The organism is Allosaccharopolyspora coralli, assembly GCF_009664835.1.
GTDB classification, from domain to species: Bacteria; Actinomycetota; Actinomycetes; order Mycobacteriales; family Pseudonocardiaceae; genus Allosaccharopolyspora; species Allosaccharopolyspora coralli.
Map to the genome: position 1 here is coordinate 1,369,479 of NZ_CP045929.1, position 15,607 is coordinate 1,385,085.

Sequence of the window (15,607 nt, forward strand, 5' to 3'; positions counted from 1 at the left end):
ACACCAGGGGCTCACCGTCCCGCGCCGCCCGGTCAGTGACGAGTCACTTGCCGAGCGCCTCGCTGACCGCGTCCGTCGTCGGCTTGACGGTGGCCTTCGGGCCGACGTGGTCCTGCACCGCGTCCAGAGTCTTGAGCCCATCGCCGGTGATCATGAGCACGGTCTCGGCGTCCGGGTCGAGCTGGCCGGTGTCGATGAGCTTCTTGGCGTTCGCCACCGTCACACCGCCCGCCGTCTCGGCGAAGATCCCCTCGGTGCGCGCCAACAGCCGGATGCCGTCGACGACCTCCTCGTCGGTCACGTCCTCGATCGCGCCGCCCGTGCGGCGCACGGTGTCGAGCACGTAGGGCCCGTCGGCGGGAGCGCCGATCGCCAGCGACCGGGCGATGGTGTCCGGGCGGACCGGCTGGATCATGTCGCGGCCGTTCTTGAACGCCTCCGCGACGGGGGAGCAGCCGTTCGCCTGCGCACCGAAGATCTTGTACGGGCTGCCCTCGACGAGGCCGGTCCGGGTGAGCTCGTTGAACCCCTTGTCGATCTTGGTGAGCTGGGAGCCGGAGGCGATCGGCACGACCACCTGCTCGGGCAGCCGCCAGCCCAGCTGTTCGGCCGTCTCGAACGCGAGCGTCTTCGAGCCCTCCGAATAGTACGGGCGCACGTTGACGTTCACGAATGCCCAGTCCTCGTGCTCTCCGGCGAGTTCGGTGGCGAGACGGTTGACGTCGTCGTAGTTGCCGTCGACCGCGAGCAGCGATCCGTCGTAGACCGCGCTCATGAGCACCTTCGCCCGCTCCAGGCTCGACGGGACCAGCACGACAGAGTCCCAGCCCGCGCGGGCGGCGGCAGCGGCGACGGCGTTTGCCAGGTTGCCGGTCGAAGGGCAGGCGAGGACCTTGAACCCGAACTCACGGGCCGCCGCCAGCGCGACCGCCACGACCCGGTCCTTGAAGGAGTGGGTGGGGTTGCCGGTGTCGTCCTTCAACCAGATCCGCTTGACGCCGAGCGCCTTCGCGAGGTTGTCGGCACGCACCAGCCTCGTACAGCCGGGGTCGGTGTTCGGGTGCTGCTCGACGTTCGACGGCACTGGCAGCAGGTGCTTGTAGCGCCAGATGGAGCGCGGGCCCGCCTCGATGTCCTCACGGCGAATCTTGCCGAAGTCGTAAGCGACTTCCAGCGGAGAGAAGTCCTCGAGCGAGACGAACTCCGGAGCCAGCGGCTGGCGGTGCCCTTCTTCCTTCGACACCAGTTCGACGGCCGGTCCGAGATCATAGGGCGCCGTCGTGGTCGTGGTCTGGGCGGCAGCGGTCATCGCGAGGTTCCTTTCCCTCATCTGTCCCGCGGACGGGTCGGACTTGGCACCTGCGTGGCCGGTCGACCTCGCGAAAGTGATCGCGACGGACCGACACCGGTTGCCGGGGCTTCAACGGGCCGTTCCCTCTGCCCCTCTGGATGAGCTTTTCTGCTGTGCCCGTGACGCTACGGGATGAGCGCGCGCTGATTCCACTGGGCTTCCAGCATCCGGGAGTGCACCGCGCTGTCACAGGCGCGTGGGAGCATCGGAGCATGAGCGCACCGTCCGTCGTTCCCGATCCAGTTCACCTGGTCGTGGGAGACGAGGAACTGCTGGTCGAGCGGGCAGTGTGGAATGCCGTCGGCGAGGCTCGTGCCGCGGACCCGGCCGCGGAACTGCGACGCGTGAAGGTGAGTGACCTCACCCCGCCGGAACTCGACGAAATGCTCAGCCCGTCGCTGTTCGCCGAGGGTCGGGTCGTCGCGCTCGACGCCGCGCAGGACGCGGGCAAGGAGATCGCAGAGGCAGTGCTCGCGCACGCGAAGCACCCGGCGGACGGAGTCGTTCTCGTCGTCGTCCACAGCGGTGGAGGACGCGGCAAGAACGCGAAGGAGCTACCCGACGCGCTCCGCACACTCGGCGCGCGGGTCACCGAGTGCAAGAAGATCACCAAACCGGCCGACCGGGAAGCGTTCGTGCGCTCCGAGGTCAAGCGCGCCGGTGGCCGTATCGACGCGGCCGGCGTGGCGGCGTTGCTCGAGACCGTCGGCTCCGACCTGCGGGAACTGTCGTCGTCGGCGTCCCAGCTGGTCGCCGACACCGGTGGCGCCGTCGACGCCGAAGCGGTCCGTCGCTATCACCGTGGTCGCGCCGAAGTGACCGGCTTCGTCGTCGCAGAGAAGGCCGCCACAGGCGACCGTGCGGGCGCGCTGGAGGCACTGCGCTGGGCGCTGCAGCTCGGGGTGCCGCACGTGTTGATCGCCGACGCACTCGCCGACTCGGTGCGCACCATCGGTCGGGTCGCAGCGCATGGCCGCGCAGACCCGTTCCGGCTGGCCAGTGAGCTGAGCATGCCGCCGTGGAAGGTGAAGAAAGCCCTGGCCCAGTCGCGCGGGTGGAACAGCGCCGCGATCGCGGACGCGTTGCAGCTCGTCGCGAGTGTCAACGCCGACGTCAAAGGCGTGGCGGCCGACGCCGACTACGCGTTGGAACGGACGGTGCTGCAACTCGTGGCGCTGCACGGCTCACAGCGCTGACCGTCCGGGCCAGACACACGAAGGCCCGGTCCGCTCGGACCGGGCCTTCGAACGATCACGCGGATCAGAGGCTGTTGGCGCGCTTGGCCATGGCCGACTTCTTGTTGGCGGCCTGGTTGGCGTGGATGACGCCCTTGCTGGCGGCCTTGTCGAGCGCGCGGCCTGCGGCGCGCTGCAGCTCGAAGGCCTTGTCCTTCTCGCCGGCGGCAGCGGCCTCGCGGAACTTGCGGATGGCGGTCTTCACAGCCGACTTGACCGACTGGTTGCGCTGCCGGTTCTGCTCGTTGGTCTTGATCCGCTTCATCTGGGACTTGATGTTGGCCACTGGGTGCCTCTCTTCCGGTTCGAAGGGTCGTGCCGCGCTGATGTGGCTCCGCGTCCCGGTTCCTGTGGTCCGCGGACTTCCTCCTGTGCGGAATGCCGCACGGCACGAGGCACGATGCTAGCAGCGAACAGAGGTTGTCCGAGGCGGTGGGGCGAGTGCGAGCTCGGCCACCGCCCCCGGGCAGGAGCTCGGGCGCGATCTAGGGTCCGGGTGTGCTCACCGCGTTGAACTGGCCCGGTTTCGCCGACGTGTCCCTCGCCGCGCTGCTCTTCCTTTGCGCCGCGGCGTTCTGCGCAGGCGCCGTCGACGCGATCGTCGGCGGCGGCGGTCTGGTCCAGCTTCCCGCGATGTTGTTGGTGTTGCCGGGCGGTGAGGCGATCTTCTCGCTGGCGACGAACAAGATCGCGTCGATCGCGGGGACGAGCGCGGCCGCGCGCACCTACGCGCGAAGGACGCCGATCGACTGGCACAGCGCATTGTCGATGGCCGCGGTGGCCCTGCTCGGGTCGTTGGGTGGCGCCGTGGTGGCCGACCGGCTCTCGTCACGGACGTTGAGCGTGATCGTGTTGGTCGCGCTGCTGGCCGTGGGCTACTACACGCTCCGCACACCGGACCTCGGCTCGATTCACACACCACGCTTCGGAAAGCGGCATCAGATCCTGGTCATGTGTGTCGGGGGTGTGGTGCTCGGCTTCTACGACGGCATCGCAGGCCCGGGCACCGGGTCGTTCCTCGTGTTCCTGCTCGTCGGGCTCGTCGGCTTCTCGTTCGTGGCCGCGTCCGGGACCTCGAAGGTCGTCAACGTCGCCACCAACGTGGGCGCGCTGGTGTTCTTCATCCCCGCGGGCAAGGTGCTGTGGGGGCTCGGACTGGCGATGGCCGTCTGCAACGTCGCGGGCAGTGTGCTGGGCGCCGCGACGGCGACGAAGCGCGGGTCACGCTGGATCCGCAAGGTGTTCCTGTTCGTCGTGGCCGCGCTGGTTGTCAGCCTCGCAGTCCGCCTCGTGGCCGGCTGAGTCGTCTATTCGGCGTCGTGGCGTGGCCGCCCACGTGACGGCGGGCCTTTCGCGTCCTTCGGAAGGCGTCCGGCGTCGGCGAGGGCGCGTCGGAGTACGAACTCCACCTGGGCGTTGGTGCTGCGCAACTCGTCGTTGGCCCACCTCACGAGAGCGTCGTGCGTGCTGGGGTCCAGGCGCAGCAGGACACTTTTGCGTGGCGCCACTACCGCCTCACTGGTAAAGCGAACCGGTGTTGACCACCGGTTGGGTCTGCTTGTCTCCGCAGAGGACGACGAGCAGGTTGCTCACCATCGTCGCCTTGCGTTCTTCGTCGAGGTCGACGACGTCCTTCTCGGCAAGTCGGGTCAACGCCAGGTCCACCATGCCGACCGCTCCCTCGACGATGCGCTGCCGTGCGGCCACGACCGCCCCCGCCTGCTGACGCTGCAGCATCGCCTGGGCGATCTCCGGCGCGTAGGCGAGGTGGGTGAGCCGGGACTCGATCACCTCCACGCCGGCCGCCTGCACGCGGGCGGCGATCTCGGCGGAGAGCTTGCCGGTGATCTCGTCGGCGTTCTCGCGTAGGGACAGGCCGCGCTGGCCCTGGTTGTCGTACGGGTAGCTGGTCGCGATGTGGCGCACCGCGGTCTCGGTCTGGGTCTCGACGAACTCCACGAAACTGTCGACCTCGAAGGACGCCTGCGCGGTGTCGGCGACCTGCCAGACCACGACCGAGGCGATCTCGATCGGATTGCCGTCGGCGTCGTTGACCTTCATCACGGCAGTCTCGTGGTTCCGGATCCGGGTGGAGATCTTCTCCTTCGTGCTCAGCGGGTTCACCCACTGCAAGCCGGTGGGGCGCAGGGTGCCGATGTAGCGGCCGAGGAACTGCAGGACCCGTGCCTCACCCGGCGCGACCGCGGCGAACCCCAGCATCAGCGTGACGGCGGCGAGCAGCGCGACGATCGCGGGCACGATCAGCGCCGGCCTCGCGAGTCCCGCGCCGATGATGAGTCCGCCGAGTCCGCACAGGAACAGCAGGAGTGTCAGCGCCAGCATCGGCATGCCCGAGACGTGTCGCGCCGGCCGCTCGCGGATACCGGGTTCCGGCATCGCGATGTCGGTCTGCGGTGTTCCGGTGCGAGTCGTGTCGGGCGGAGCGAGGTCGGTGGAATTCATCGGTGTGCCCTCGTGGTTACGCGGTTGATGTCATCAGCTTAGCAAAGTGATATCACTTTTTCGAATCTCGTGTCGTGCGCCAGGGCGTGAACCGGTAGAAGTCGGGTATGGAGGTGCTGCACAGCAGGTTGATCATCCGCCCGCGCGACCGGGAGCGATCGCTGGCGTTCTACCGGGATGTGCTGGGGCTCGCGATCCAGCGCGAGTTCCCCGGCGGCACCGTCTTCCACCTCGGGCAGGGTGCGCTGGAACTTTCCGGCGACGGCGGCGCCGGCCCGAGTCCCGACCAGGTGCTCTGGCTCCAGGTGCGCGATCTCGAGACGACGTTCGGGCAGCTGCGCGAACGGGTCACGGTGCTCACCGAGCCGGAACGGCGACCCTGGGGGCTCGACGAGGCCTGGATCACCGACCCCGACGGCGTGCGGATAGTGCTCGTCGAGATTCCCGCCGACCACCCCCTCCGTCGCGACCACCGCAGCCCCTGACCTCAGCGGTTGCGGTCGAGCGGGCCGAGCCGTCCGTCCCGGACGCGAGGGTCGGAAATCGGGCATGGGCGACGGCGCGCGGTGCGAGCATGGGACCATGGGGTGAACCCGTGCCCTCCGTCCCCAGCCGGGACACGCCGCGCCGGAGTCCCGACAACCCCGAGGAACACTTCTGTGAGCTTCGCCGACACGACCTTCACCTCACCGGAGCGGATCCGGAACTTCTGCATCATCGCGCACATCGACCACGGGAAGTCGACGTTGGCGGACCGGATGCTGCAGCTCACGGGCGTTCTCGGCGAGCGGGCGTACCGGGCGCAGTACCTCGACCGGATGGACATCGAGCGGGAACGCGGCATCACGATCAAGGCCCAGAACGTGCGCCTGCCGTGGGCGGTGGCCGACACCGACCACGTTCTGCACATGATCGACACTCCGGGGCACGTCGACTTCACCTACGAGGTGAGCCGGTCGCTCGCGGCGTGCGAGGGGGCGATCCTGCTGGTCGACGCGGCCCAGGGGATCGAGGCGCAGACGCTGGCGAACCTGTACCTGGCGATGGAGCACGACCTCGAGATCATCCCGGTACTGAACAAGATCGACCTGCCCGCAGCCGAACCGGACCGCTACGCCGCCGAGTTGGCACACATCATCGGCTGCGAACAGGACGAGGTACTACGCGTGTCGGCCAAGACCGGTGACGGTGTGGAGGCGGTTCTCGACGCCGTCGTCACGCAGGTGCCGTCCCCGGTCGGCGTGCACGACAGCCCGCCCCGTGCGATGATCTTCGACTCCGTCTACGACACCTATCGCGGCGTGGTCACCTACATCCGGGTCGTGGACGGCAAGATCACACCGCGCCAGCGCATCCGGATGATGTCCACGGGCGCCACCCACGAACTGCTCGAGGTCGGCATCATCTCGCCCGAACCGAAGCCGTGCGACGGGTTGGGTGTCGGCGAGGTCGGCTATCTCATCACCGGGGTGAAGGACGTCCGGCAGTCCAAGGTCGGCGACACCGTCACCGCGGAGCGCAAGGGAGCGGCCGAGCCGCTCGCCGGCTATCGGGAACCGCAGCCGATGGTGTACTCGGGTCTCTACCCGATCGACGGTTCCGAGTACCCGCTGTTGCGCGAGGCGCTGGACAAACTGCTGCTCAACGACGCGGCGTTGAGCTACGAGCCGGAGACCTCCGGTGCCCTCGGATTCGGGTTCCGCTGCGGGTTCCTGGGCCTGCTGCACCTGGAGATCACCCGAGCGCGGCTGGAGCGCGAGTTCGGCCTCAACCTCATCTCGACGGCGCCGAACGTGGTCTACGAGGTGACGCTGGAGGACGGCACCGAGCAGGAGGTCACCAACCCCTCCGACTGGCCCGAGGCCAAGACGAAGGAAGTTCGCGAGCCGATCGCGAAGTGCACCGTCATCGCGCCGTCGGAGTTCGTGGGCGCGATCATGGAACTGTGCCAGAGCAGGCGCGGCCAACTGTCCGGAATGGACTACCTGTCGGAGTCGCGGGTCGAGCTGCGCTACACCATGCCGCTCGGTGAGATCGTGTTCGACTTCTTCGACCACCTCAAGTCCCGCACCAAGGGCTACGCCTCGATGGACTACGAGGAAGCGGGCATGCAGTCCTCCGACCTGGTGAAGGTGGACATTCTCCTGCAGGGCGAGCCCGTCGACGCGTTCAGCGCGATCGTGCACAAGGATTCGGCGTACGGCTACGGCACGAAGATGACCTCGAAGCTGCGGGAGCTCATTCCACGGCAGCAGTTCGAGGTCCCGATTCAGGCGGCGGTCGGTTCCCGCATCATCGCCCGCGAGACGATCCGGGCGATCCGCAAGGACGTGCTCGCCAAGTGCTACGGCGGCGACATCAGCCGCAAGCGCAAGCTGCTGGAGAAGCAGAAGGAAGGCAAGAAGCGGATGAAGACCATCGGCCGTGTCGAGGTCCCGCAGGAAGCCTTCGTCGCCGCCCTGTCCACCGACGAGGCCACAAAGGACGACAAGAAGAAGTAGCGCGTAGCCGGCCGGCCACGCTGGTGCGGCCGGGTCCCGGCGACGGTTGCGATGCGTGAGCCTTTTTGGTGGTTATAGGCACCAAAAAGGCTCACGCCTGAATCTTTCCGCGAGGGGCGCGCCTCTTGTGGGAATGACCCTGTCTTTCACCGACGCCCGCACTCGGAGCGAGTGGGACCTTATCCGGCGCTCCCAACACGACATCGTGACGACGCGGCAACTCCGCGCGTTCGGCCTCAGCTGGAACGCGATTCGAGCGAAGCTGGACGGGCGCCGATGGCAACGAGTTCACCGCGGCGTGATCGCCCTGTTCACCGGACCACTGACGCGTCAAGCTCGCCTCAGTGCCGCGTTACTCTACGGCGGTGGCCGCTCGTGCCTGAGCCACGAGTCCGCGGCCGAGGCGTGGGGCTGGTTGCGCCAACGAGATGACGAACCCATCCACATCACCGTGCCGTACACACACTCGGTACGAGCTCAGCCCGGACTGGTGATACATCGAAGCCGCGCGTTCCAGCACGTGCTCGCTCCGCTGGTGCCACCGAGAACGAATCGTGAAGACACCGTTCTCGATCTCGCGACAGCTCAGCCCGACCGCGCCTCCGCGCAACGGAACTTGATGAATCGTGCTACCGCACACCGGGTTTCGGCCACCGCGTTGTTCGAGCTGATGCAAGCGCGACCCGCGTACCGATATCACGCCGCGTTGGAACGTGCGGTGCGTTTCCTCGCGGAGGGAACGACGTCCGTACTGGAGGTTCGCTACCTTCTCGATGTCGAGGCAGCCCATGGAATTCCCCAGGCACGGCGCCAAGTTCCGGTCCGTGCGGACGGGCGAAAGTTGCTCGAGGACTGCGATTACAGCCCCGTCGGGGTTCCCCTCATCGTTCGGCTGGACGGGCGTGCCTACCACGGTGACGTCGAGACGGCGTTCCGCGATCGGCGTCGGGACAACGCGGCGGAGCTGGCGGGGCGGCCACGACTCGTCTACGGCTGGAACGACGTTCGCCACGACCCCTGCGGTGTCGCGGCCGAGGTGCTGACGGTGCTGCGGCGTGACGGCTGGAACGGTCCCGCCCGGCCGTGCGATCAGTGCGGGGACGTGAGCAAGACGTGAGTCTCATCGGCGGCTGAGGCCATCGAACAGCTCAGCGGGCGTGAGCCTTTTTAGTTGCCATAGGCACCGAAAAGGCTCACGCATCGCCACCGGCGGCGGGATCGAGCTGCGCGAGCATGACTCGGCCGGTGTCAGTGGCTCGTCTTCCAGACGTAGGCGGCCGAGATGGGGAGGTTGCGGTGCTTCGCCCACTTGGGCTTCGCGGCGATCCAACGGTCGTCGATGACGCCTTCCCGCATTTCCTCCAGTGCCCACCCGGCCTCCAGAGCGGCCGTCACGTGGTCGCTGACGAGGTGAAGGTGCGTCGCGATGGTGAACGACTCGCCGCTGTCGTCGGTGAAGTGCGTGGGCATGCCGGTCGAGATGATGAACTGCGGGTGGTACGAGACGACGACGAAGCGCGCGTCCTGTGTCGCGAGCCGAGACGCTTCGGAGTAAAAGGCGCCGAGATCCGGGAGATGCTCGTCGACGAGCGAGGCGATCACAAGCTGATAGGTGTCGCCCTCGAGCCCGGTGGAGGTGGCCTCCCCTTCGACGAGCCGATCGTGGACACCGCGTTCCCGGGCGACGGTCAGCATCTCGGGCGTGAGGTCGACCCCGTCGACGTGCGGGACGCCGTGCTCGCGTAGCCACACGCCGGTGCGTCCGGTGCCGCAACCAAGGTCGGCCGCACGGTGGACCGCACTCCAGTCCGGTGCGGTGAGCGCGTCGAGTAGCGCGAGGTCCATCACGTCCTCGACTGTGTTCTCGTAGGTCGCCGCCCACCCGGCGTAGCCGGTGCGCACGTCGACGGTCGGGTAACCACGCGAGTCGAAATCCGAGAAGGTCAGCACACCGCACAGTCTGCCGCACCACTCCGACAACAGACACACCCTTTCCGCGTGCCGCATGATCGGCGGATGACCGAGGGGGCCCTGCCGGGGCCAGGCTGAGTCTACTCGGAGGCGTGAGTCTTTTTGGTTGCCATGGGCACCAAAAAGGCTCACGCATCGCCGCTGGCACCGGGACCGAGCTGCGCCCCACGGCACGGCCCGGCTCGGCGAGGTCAGGCTCGGCACGGCCCGGCTCGGCCGGGGTCAGGCGTCGTGGTCTTCGAGGAAGCGGTAGACGTCGGCCTCGTCCACGCCGGGGAAGGTGTCCGAGGGGAGTGCGGCGAGGACGTGGGAGTGCGCCCGCGCGGACGGCCACACCATGCCCTGCCAGCGGTTCGCGAGGTCGGCCGGCGGGCGTTGGCAGCACTCGCCGTTCGGGCACTTCGATTGCGAATGGTTCGTGGTGTCGCGTCCGCGGAACCACCGCGACTCGGTGTACGGGACGCCGAGGGTGATCGCGAAGTCGCGGCCGCGGCTGGGGTCGACGTGGGCGACACACCAGTGTGTCGCGCCGGGCTTGTCGGTGTACTGGTAGTAGGTCGAATACCGGTCGGGGGAGGCGAACACCTGCCTGCCCGCCCAGTGCCTGCACATCCGCTGGCCCTCGATGGCACCGCTGGCGTCGGTGGGAAAGACCAGCCCGTCGTTCTCGTAGGCCTTGTAGATGATGCCGGTCTCGTCGTTGCGGACGAAGTGACACACCAGGTCGAGGTATTGGGTGGCGAGGTTGGTGAACCGGTGTGCGGCCATCTCGTAGGACACCGAGTACACGTCCCGCAGGTCCTCGACCGCGAGGTCGCGGTCGGCCTTGGCTTTCTGCAGGAAGGGGACCGCGGTCTTCTCGGGCACCAGGACGGCGGCGGCGAAGTAGTTCGCCTCGACGCGCTGGCGCAGGAAGTCGGCGAAGTCGCGTGGCTGGCTGTGCCCGAGGGTGAGGTGCCCGAGGGTCTGCAGCAGGATCGTGCGCGGACTGTGCATGCCGAGGGACTCGCGCCGCAGGAAGATCCGTTGGTGGTGCATGTCGGTCACCGAGCGCACCGAGCGTGGCAGGTCGTTGACGAACCGCAGACCGTAGCCGAGGTGAGTCGCGATGGACTGGATCACGCCTTCGGACAGCGCCCCACCGTGGTAGCCGACCTTGTCGAGGATCTCGGCCGCGGCTTTCTCGATCTCGGGGAAGTAGTTGCCGTGCTCGCGCATGGTGTGGCGCAGCTGGGCGTTGGCCTTGCGCGCTTCTTCCGGGGTGGCGACCTGCTTGGTCTCGCGCCGCTTGAGCTCCTCGTAGAGACCGGCGACGTGTTCCAGTGCTTCGGTGGGCATCCGCTTGCCTGCCTTGAGCGGGGGCAGGCTCAGCCGCTGGTACAGCGGGTCGAGCTGGGCCTGTTCGACGGCGATCTCGAGCTCGGCGCGCCGGTTCGGCGGCTTCTTGGACATGAGGTCGTCGACGGTGCAGCCCAGGGCGTCGGCGAGTGACCGGAGTAACGACAACTTCGGCTCGCGATGGCCGTTCTCCAACAGAGAGAGCTGTGACGGCGCGCGACCGACACGTTCTCCCAGGTCGACGAGGGTGAGGCCGGCGGTCCTGCGGAGGTGCCGCAGCCGCTGGCCGAACACCAGAAGATCCTGATCGGTGGAAAAACTACGGTCTTCTTCGGCGGCGAAGTCCTGCATGAGCTTCACCGTAGCAGAAAGAAGTGGCAAATTTCCTCGAGAAACTTCTCGATTTTGCTTGTGCTGCCGTTCAACACTGGGTTCACCAAGGCAGCAAGAGACCCCGAAAGGTGACAACCATGAGCCAGCCCGGAACTCGTGAGCAGGCGCTCAAGGCCGCCGCCGACCTCAAGCAGGAGTGGGACACGGACCCGCGGTGGAAGGGCATCGAGCGGACGCACTCCGCCGAGGACGTCGTCCGGCTCCGGGGCTCGGTGCAGGAGGAGTACACCCTCGCGCGCAACGGCGCCGAGAAGCTGTGGAAGGGCCTGCACGAGAACGAGTACATCCACTCGCTCGGTGCGTTGACCGGCAACCAGGCCGTCCAGCAGGTCCGCGCGGGCCTGAAGGCCATCTACCTGTCCGGCTGGCAGGTCGCCGCCGACGCGAACCTCGCGGGCGAGACCTACCCGGACCAGAGCCTGTACCCGGCCAACTCGGTGCCCCAGGTCGTCCGCCGTATCAACAACGCGCTCAAGCGCGCCGACCAGATCGCCTGGTCGGAGGCGCTGGACCCGGAGACCGAGGCGACCTCCACGGACGAGATCGACTGGCTCGCCCCGATCGTCGCCGACGCCGAGGCCGGTTTCGGCGGTGTGCTCAACGCCTACGAGCTCATGCGCGGCATGATCTCGGCGGGTGCTGCCGGCGTGCACTGGGAGGACCAGCTGGCCTCCGAGAAGAAGTGCGGTCACCTGGGCGGCAAGGTCCTCATCCCGACCAGCCAGCACGTCAAGACGCTCAACGCCGCCCGGCTCGCCGCTGACGTCGCCGGCGTCCCGTCGCTCGTCGTTGCTCGCACGGACGCGCAGGCCGCGACGCTGCTCACCAGCGACGTCGACGAGCGCGACCAGAAGTTCCTCACCGGCGAGCGCACCGCCGAGGGCTTCTTCAAGGTCAACAACGGCATCGAGCCCTGCATCACCCGTGGTCTGGCCTACGCGCCGCACGCCGACCTGATCTGGATGGAGACCTCCAAGCCGGATCTGGAGGTGGCCAAGAAGTTCGCCGAGGCCATCAAGGCGAAGTACCCGGACCAGATGCTGGCCTACAACTGCTCGCCGTCGTTCAACTGGAAGGCGAACCTGGACGACAGCACCATCGCCAAGTTCCAGCGCGAGCTCGCCCACATGGGCTACAAGTTCCAGTTCATCACCCTCGCGGGCTTCCACTCGCTGAACTACGGCATGTTCGATCTGGCCAAGGGCTACGCGCAGGACGGCATGACCTCCTACGTGGACCTGCAGGAGCGCGAGTTCGCTGCGGAGAAGGACGGCTACACCGCCACGCGTCACCAGCGTGAGGCGGGCACCGGCTACTTCGACCTGATCAGCACCGCGATCGACCCGAACTCCTCGACCACCGCGCTCGAGGGTTCGACCGAGACCGCTCAGTTCCACTGAGCCCGGTAGCGACAACGAGATGTGAGTGGCCCGCCCGGCGGGCGGGCGCTCAGTAAGACGCACCAGCGGCCCTGTGGCGGGGTGTTCGGACAAACGCGATGGTGCGAAGTGGGCGGGAATCCCGGAGACGGGGTTCCCGCCCACTGTTTCGTCTGTGGAAGGGTGCGCAGGTTCGTGGCGGAACCGCACCTCGCGAAAAGGGCGCTGAGGTGGCGCTACCCGCCGCCGAGCAACACCTTCTGCACGGAGTTCCTACTCGCCGCCGCGGACGTCGTCCCAGCGTGCGGCGAGTTCCGCCCGGGAGCGGATGCCGAACTTCATGTAGATCCGGGTCAGGTGGTACTGCACTGTCTTGGTCGACAGGAACAGCTCGTCGGCGACTTCCCTGTTGCTGTGCCCGTTCGAGACGAGTTCGCCCACGGCGCGTTCCTGCGGGGTCAGCGAAAGGTGCGGCGACTCCTCCGCGACCCCCGACGACCCGGTGCGCACTCCGGCGGCCTTCAGCTCCCGGTCGCACCGCAGCACGTAGGTCTGGGCGCCGAGCCGGGCGTAGAGCTCGCGGGCGGTCGTCATCACCCCGTCCGCATCCCGTCGTTTCCCCGCCCGGCGCAGCGCCTGCCCGTAGGCGAAGTTGACCCGCGCTCGCTCGTAGGGCAGTGGGAGGTCTTCCAGCAGCCGCAACGAGTTCTCGAAGCTCTTCCGTGCCGCGTCCAGGTCGCCGCGCGCGGCGAGCAGCCTGCCTCGGGCGTAGCCGAGGCGCGCCTGCCCAGAGACCTGACCTCGCTCGGCGACGATCGACTCGTGGGTGTCGAGGAACTCCTCGGCGTCCTCGTAGCGGTTCTGCAGGACCAGCGCGTTGGCGTAGACGTCCGCCCACGGCCAGAACCCCGACTCGGTGATGGTGCCCGCCGCCCACGTCCGCGTCAGCGGCGCAAGCGCTTGCAACACCCCGGAATAGTCGGCGAGAGCCTCGTTGTAATGCGCCAGGCCGAGGCACGCGGGCACTCGCATGATCGCGTAGTCGTGCGGTCCCGCCGCCCCGGCCCGCAGGCTCCGCTGAGCTTCGTCCCAGTCACCGCGCAGCGCGTGCACCTGAGTGGCGGTCCAGTGGATGAGCGGAGTGATCAAGGCGTGGCCGGTGCGGTCGGCCAGGTTCAGTCCCCCGTGGACGGTCGCCAAGGCGGCGTCCCACTCGCCGCGAGCGAACTGAGCGCGGGCCAGCCACGCTCGTGCCCACAGCGAGATCCGCTCGGAGCCGCCGAGGAACCCGGTCGGGACCGCGGCCTGCAACTCGACGATGGCGTCGTCGACGCGATCGAGGGCGAGGTTCAGCCACCCGATCGCCATCCCGACGCGCTGTGCCTGCGCGCCCTGTGGTTTGCGCTCGGCGAGCACGCGGTAGCCGCTCATCGCCTCGACGGGGTGGCCGGAGCCGGCGATGCCGAGACCGCGGATCGCTTCGGCTTCCAGCGCGATCGTCGAGCCCGAACCGGCGAGTTCGACGGCGCGGTCGGACCAGCGCACCAGGCCGTCGCCGTTGAGCTCGGCGAGGCTGTGCAGCACGTAGCGTTGGCAGATCTGGGCCGCGACGTCCGGGTTCCGTTCGGGGACCACGAGGTCCCACGCCCGCGACAATCGGCTTACGGCCTCGGCTGAGCGACCGCGCACGATCGCCAGGTAGCCCAGAACCGCACCCTGCAACGGAGTTTCCCGCAGGCTCGCCACCTCTGCGGTGTACGTGGCGGCGCGCGAGATGTCGCCCGCGCCGACGAACGCGTCGACCCCGCGCAGGAGTCGTTCGTCCCGTCCCTGGTCCTCGGTGGACAGGCGACTGGCTTTGATGAGCAGTTCCGCGGTCACCGCCCACTCCCCGGCGGCGGAGCGTTCTCCTGCCAGGGCGTCGAGGCGGTCTGCCAGTGAGGGATCGGGAAGTAGCGTCGCCCCGATCTCGTGGTCCAGCCGCCGCACCGGATCGGTCACGATCGTGGCCGCCCGCCGATGCGCGGAGGTGCGTTCGGCCACGCCGAGCGACGCCACGACGGCAGCCTCCGTCATCGGGCCGGGGAGTGCGAGGAGTGCGGCTCCGCGTCGCGTCGTCTGGGTGAGCAGGCCGGTGGCCGTCGCTTGATCCGTCGCCGGCAACGGCTCGTCCAGCTCCGCGAGTGCGACCGCCTCCGCCAGGCTCGCGGGGCCGCCCAGGACGGCGACGGCCTTGACCAGCTGCCGTGCCGACTCGGAGCAGGACTCCATCCGCCGCGCGGTGTCCGCGCGCACGGCGGCGGTCGGGGGCAGTGCGGTGTCCGGCTCGGACCAAGTCTCCGCCGGGGTTTCGGTGAGCAGTGCGACGAGGTGCCCGGCGATCCCTCCGGTGTGCGCGCGGAGGTGTTCCGCACGGGGCGGAGCAAGGGTGACGCCGTGGTCGGCGGCCAGGTCGATCACGGCCGAGGAGGGCAGCGGCTCGATCGCGAGTGTGGTGTCGGCGGTCCTCGCGACGAGCTCGTCCATGCTCGGGTCGGAACCCGAATCCGGTCGTCCCGCGAACAGGAGGAGCATCCTCGAACGCGGGTGGTGCCGTGCGCACGACGAGAACGCGCGCACCGTGTCCGGGTCGCACCAGTGAGCGTCGTCGACGACGCACACGGCGACCTGCGACTCGGCCAGCGCGTCACCGGCGCGGAGCGGGTCCACCGTCGCCTCGGGCGGAAGCCGTCCGAGCAGCTGCTCCAACACCCCGAACGGCCGCTCGGTTTCCCAGGGCACAGCCCTGGCCCGCCGCACGGGCGTGTCGGTGAGTCCGGCAAGGAAATGCGTCAGCAGGGCCGTTTTGCCGACACCGGCAGGACCGGTCAGCTGCGCGACGGTGGCGCCGTCGGTCTCCGTCTCGTCCAGCAGACGGCGCAGCGTCGCGAGCTCCGTGACCCGGCCCACCAACCGATGCATCGGGTCACTGTATCC

13 protein-coding genes and 1 riboswitch are annotated in these 15,607 nt (G+C 68.3%); of the genes, 6 read left to right on the plus strand and 7 right to left on the minus strand.

Features of this window, described 5'->3' with window-relative positions; all coding sequences use genetic code 11:
* Nucleotides 1–43 precede the first annotated feature (43 nt).
* The gene (thrC, locus tag GIY23_RS06530; protein WP_154075835.1) at nt 44–1,309 is read right to left on the minus strand and encodes a threonine synthase; all 1,266 of its coding nucleotides are present in this window, start codon (nt 1,307–1,309) and stop codon (nt 44–46) included.
* 14 nt (nt 1,310–1,323) lie between these two features.
* Nucleotides 1,324–1,456: riboswitch (SAM riboswitch) on the minus strand.
* A gap of 107 nt (nt 1,457–1,563) precedes the next feature.
* On the opposite strand from thrC, the gene holA reads away from it, so the two are divergent.
* Nucleotides 1,564–2,547 (plus strand): DNA polymerase III subunit delta, encoded by a 984-nt coding sequence (gene holA / locus GIY23_RS06535; protein WP_154075836.1) that lies wholly within the window; start codon nt 1,564–1,566, stop codon nt 2,545–2,547.
* A gap of 64 nt (nt 2,548–2,611) precedes the next feature.
* On the opposite strand, the gene rpsT is transcribed toward holA, so the two are convergent.
* The gene (gene rpsT, locus GIY23_RS06540; RefSeq protein WP_154075837.1) at nt 2,612–2,872 is read right to left on the minus strand and encodes a 30S ribosomal protein S20; all 261 of its coding nucleotides are present in this window, start codon (nt 2,870–2,872) and stop codon (nt 2,612–2,614) included.
* Nucleotides 2,873–3,084: 212 nt separating this feature from the next.
* Between rpsT and GIY23_RS06545 the strand changes: the two genes are divergently transcribed.
* Nucleotides 3,085–3,888, plus strand: a complete 804-nt coding sequence (locus tag GIY23_RS06545) for a TSUP family transporter (RefSeq protein WP_154075838.1) — start codon at nt 3,085–3,087, stop codon at nt 3,886–3,888.
* Between the two features lie 5 nt (nt 3,889–3,893).
* Here GIY23_RS06545 and GIY23_RS22960 read toward each other — a convergent pair whose 3' ends face one another.
* Nucleotides 3,894–4,094, minus strand: coding sequence for a hypothetical protein (locus GIY23_RS22960; RefSeq protein WP_154075839.1), 201 nt, complete (start codon nt 4,092–4,094; stop codon nt 3,894–3,896).
* Between the two features lie 7 nt (nt 4,095–4,101).
* On the minus strand, nt 4,102–5,049 hold the full coding sequence (locus GIY23_RS06555; RefSeq protein ID WP_154075840.1) for an SPFH domain-containing protein: 948 nt from the start codon (nt 5,047–5,049) through the stop codon (nt 4,102–4,104).
* 107 nt (nt 5,050–5,156) lie between these two features.
* Between GIY23_RS06555 and GIY23_RS06560 the strand changes: the two genes are divergently transcribed.
* From GIY23_RS06560 to GIY23_RS06570, 3 genes are all read left to right on the plus strand, one after another.
* Nucleotides 5,157–5,534 carry a VOC family protein gene (locus tag GIY23_RS06560; RefSeq protein WP_154075841.1) on the plus strand — a complete coding sequence of 126 codons (378 nt, stop codon included), beginning with the start codon at nt 5,157–5,159 and terminating at the stop codon, nt 5,532–5,534.
* Nucleotides 5,535–5,708: 174 nt separating this feature from the next.
* Nucleotides 5,709–7,550, plus strand: a complete 1,842-nt coding sequence (gene lepA, locus GIY23_RS06565; RefSeq protein WP_154075842.1) for a translation elongation factor 4 — start codon at nt 5,709–5,711, stop codon at nt 7,548–7,550.
* A 133-nt stretch (nt 7,551–7,683) separates the two neighbouring features.
* The gene (locus GIY23_RS06570; RefSeq protein ID WP_154075843.1) at nt 7,684–8,667 is read left to right on the plus strand and encodes a hypothetical protein; all 984 of its coding nucleotides are present in this window, start codon (nt 7,684–7,686) and stop codon (nt 8,665–8,667) included.
* Between the two features lie 131 nt (nt 8,668–8,798).
* Here the strand turns inward: GIY23_RS06570 and GIY23_RS06575 are convergent, their stop codons facing one another.
* Together GIY23_RS06575 and GIY23_RS06580 are read right to left on the minus strand one after the other, a co-directional pair.
* Nucleotides 8,799–9,500, minus strand: a complete 702-nt coding sequence (locus GIY23_RS06575; protein WP_154075844.1) for a class I SAM-dependent DNA methyltransferase — start codon at nt 9,498–9,500, stop codon at nt 8,799–8,801.
* A 243-nt stretch (nt 9,501–9,743) separates the two neighbouring features.
* Nucleotides 9,744–11,210 carry an XRE family transcriptional regulator gene (locus GIY23_RS06580; RefSeq protein WP_154075845.1) on the minus strand — a complete coding sequence of 489 codons (1,467 nt, stop codon included), beginning with the start codon at nt 11,208–11,210 and terminating at the stop codon, nt 9,744–9,746.
* A gap of 119 nt (nt 11,211–11,329) precedes the next feature.
* Here GIY23_RS06580 and aceA point away from each other — a divergent pair, with 119 nt between their 5' ends.
* Complete coding sequence (gene aceA, locus GIY23_RS06585; RefSeq protein WP_154075846.1) at nt 11,330–12,652, plus strand: isocitrate lyase; 1,323 nt, start codon at nt 11,330–11,332, stop codon at nt 12,650–12,652.
* Between the two features lie 252 nt (nt 12,653–12,904).
* Here the strand turns inward: aceA and GIY23_RS06590 are convergent, their stop codons facing one another.
* Nucleotides 12,905–15,592, minus strand: a complete 2,688-nt coding sequence (locus tag GIY23_RS06590) for a helix-turn-helix transcriptional regulator (protein ID WP_154075847.1) — start codon at nt 15,590–15,592, stop codon at nt 12,905–12,907.
* Nucleotides 15,593–15,607: the final 15 nt, after the last annotated feature.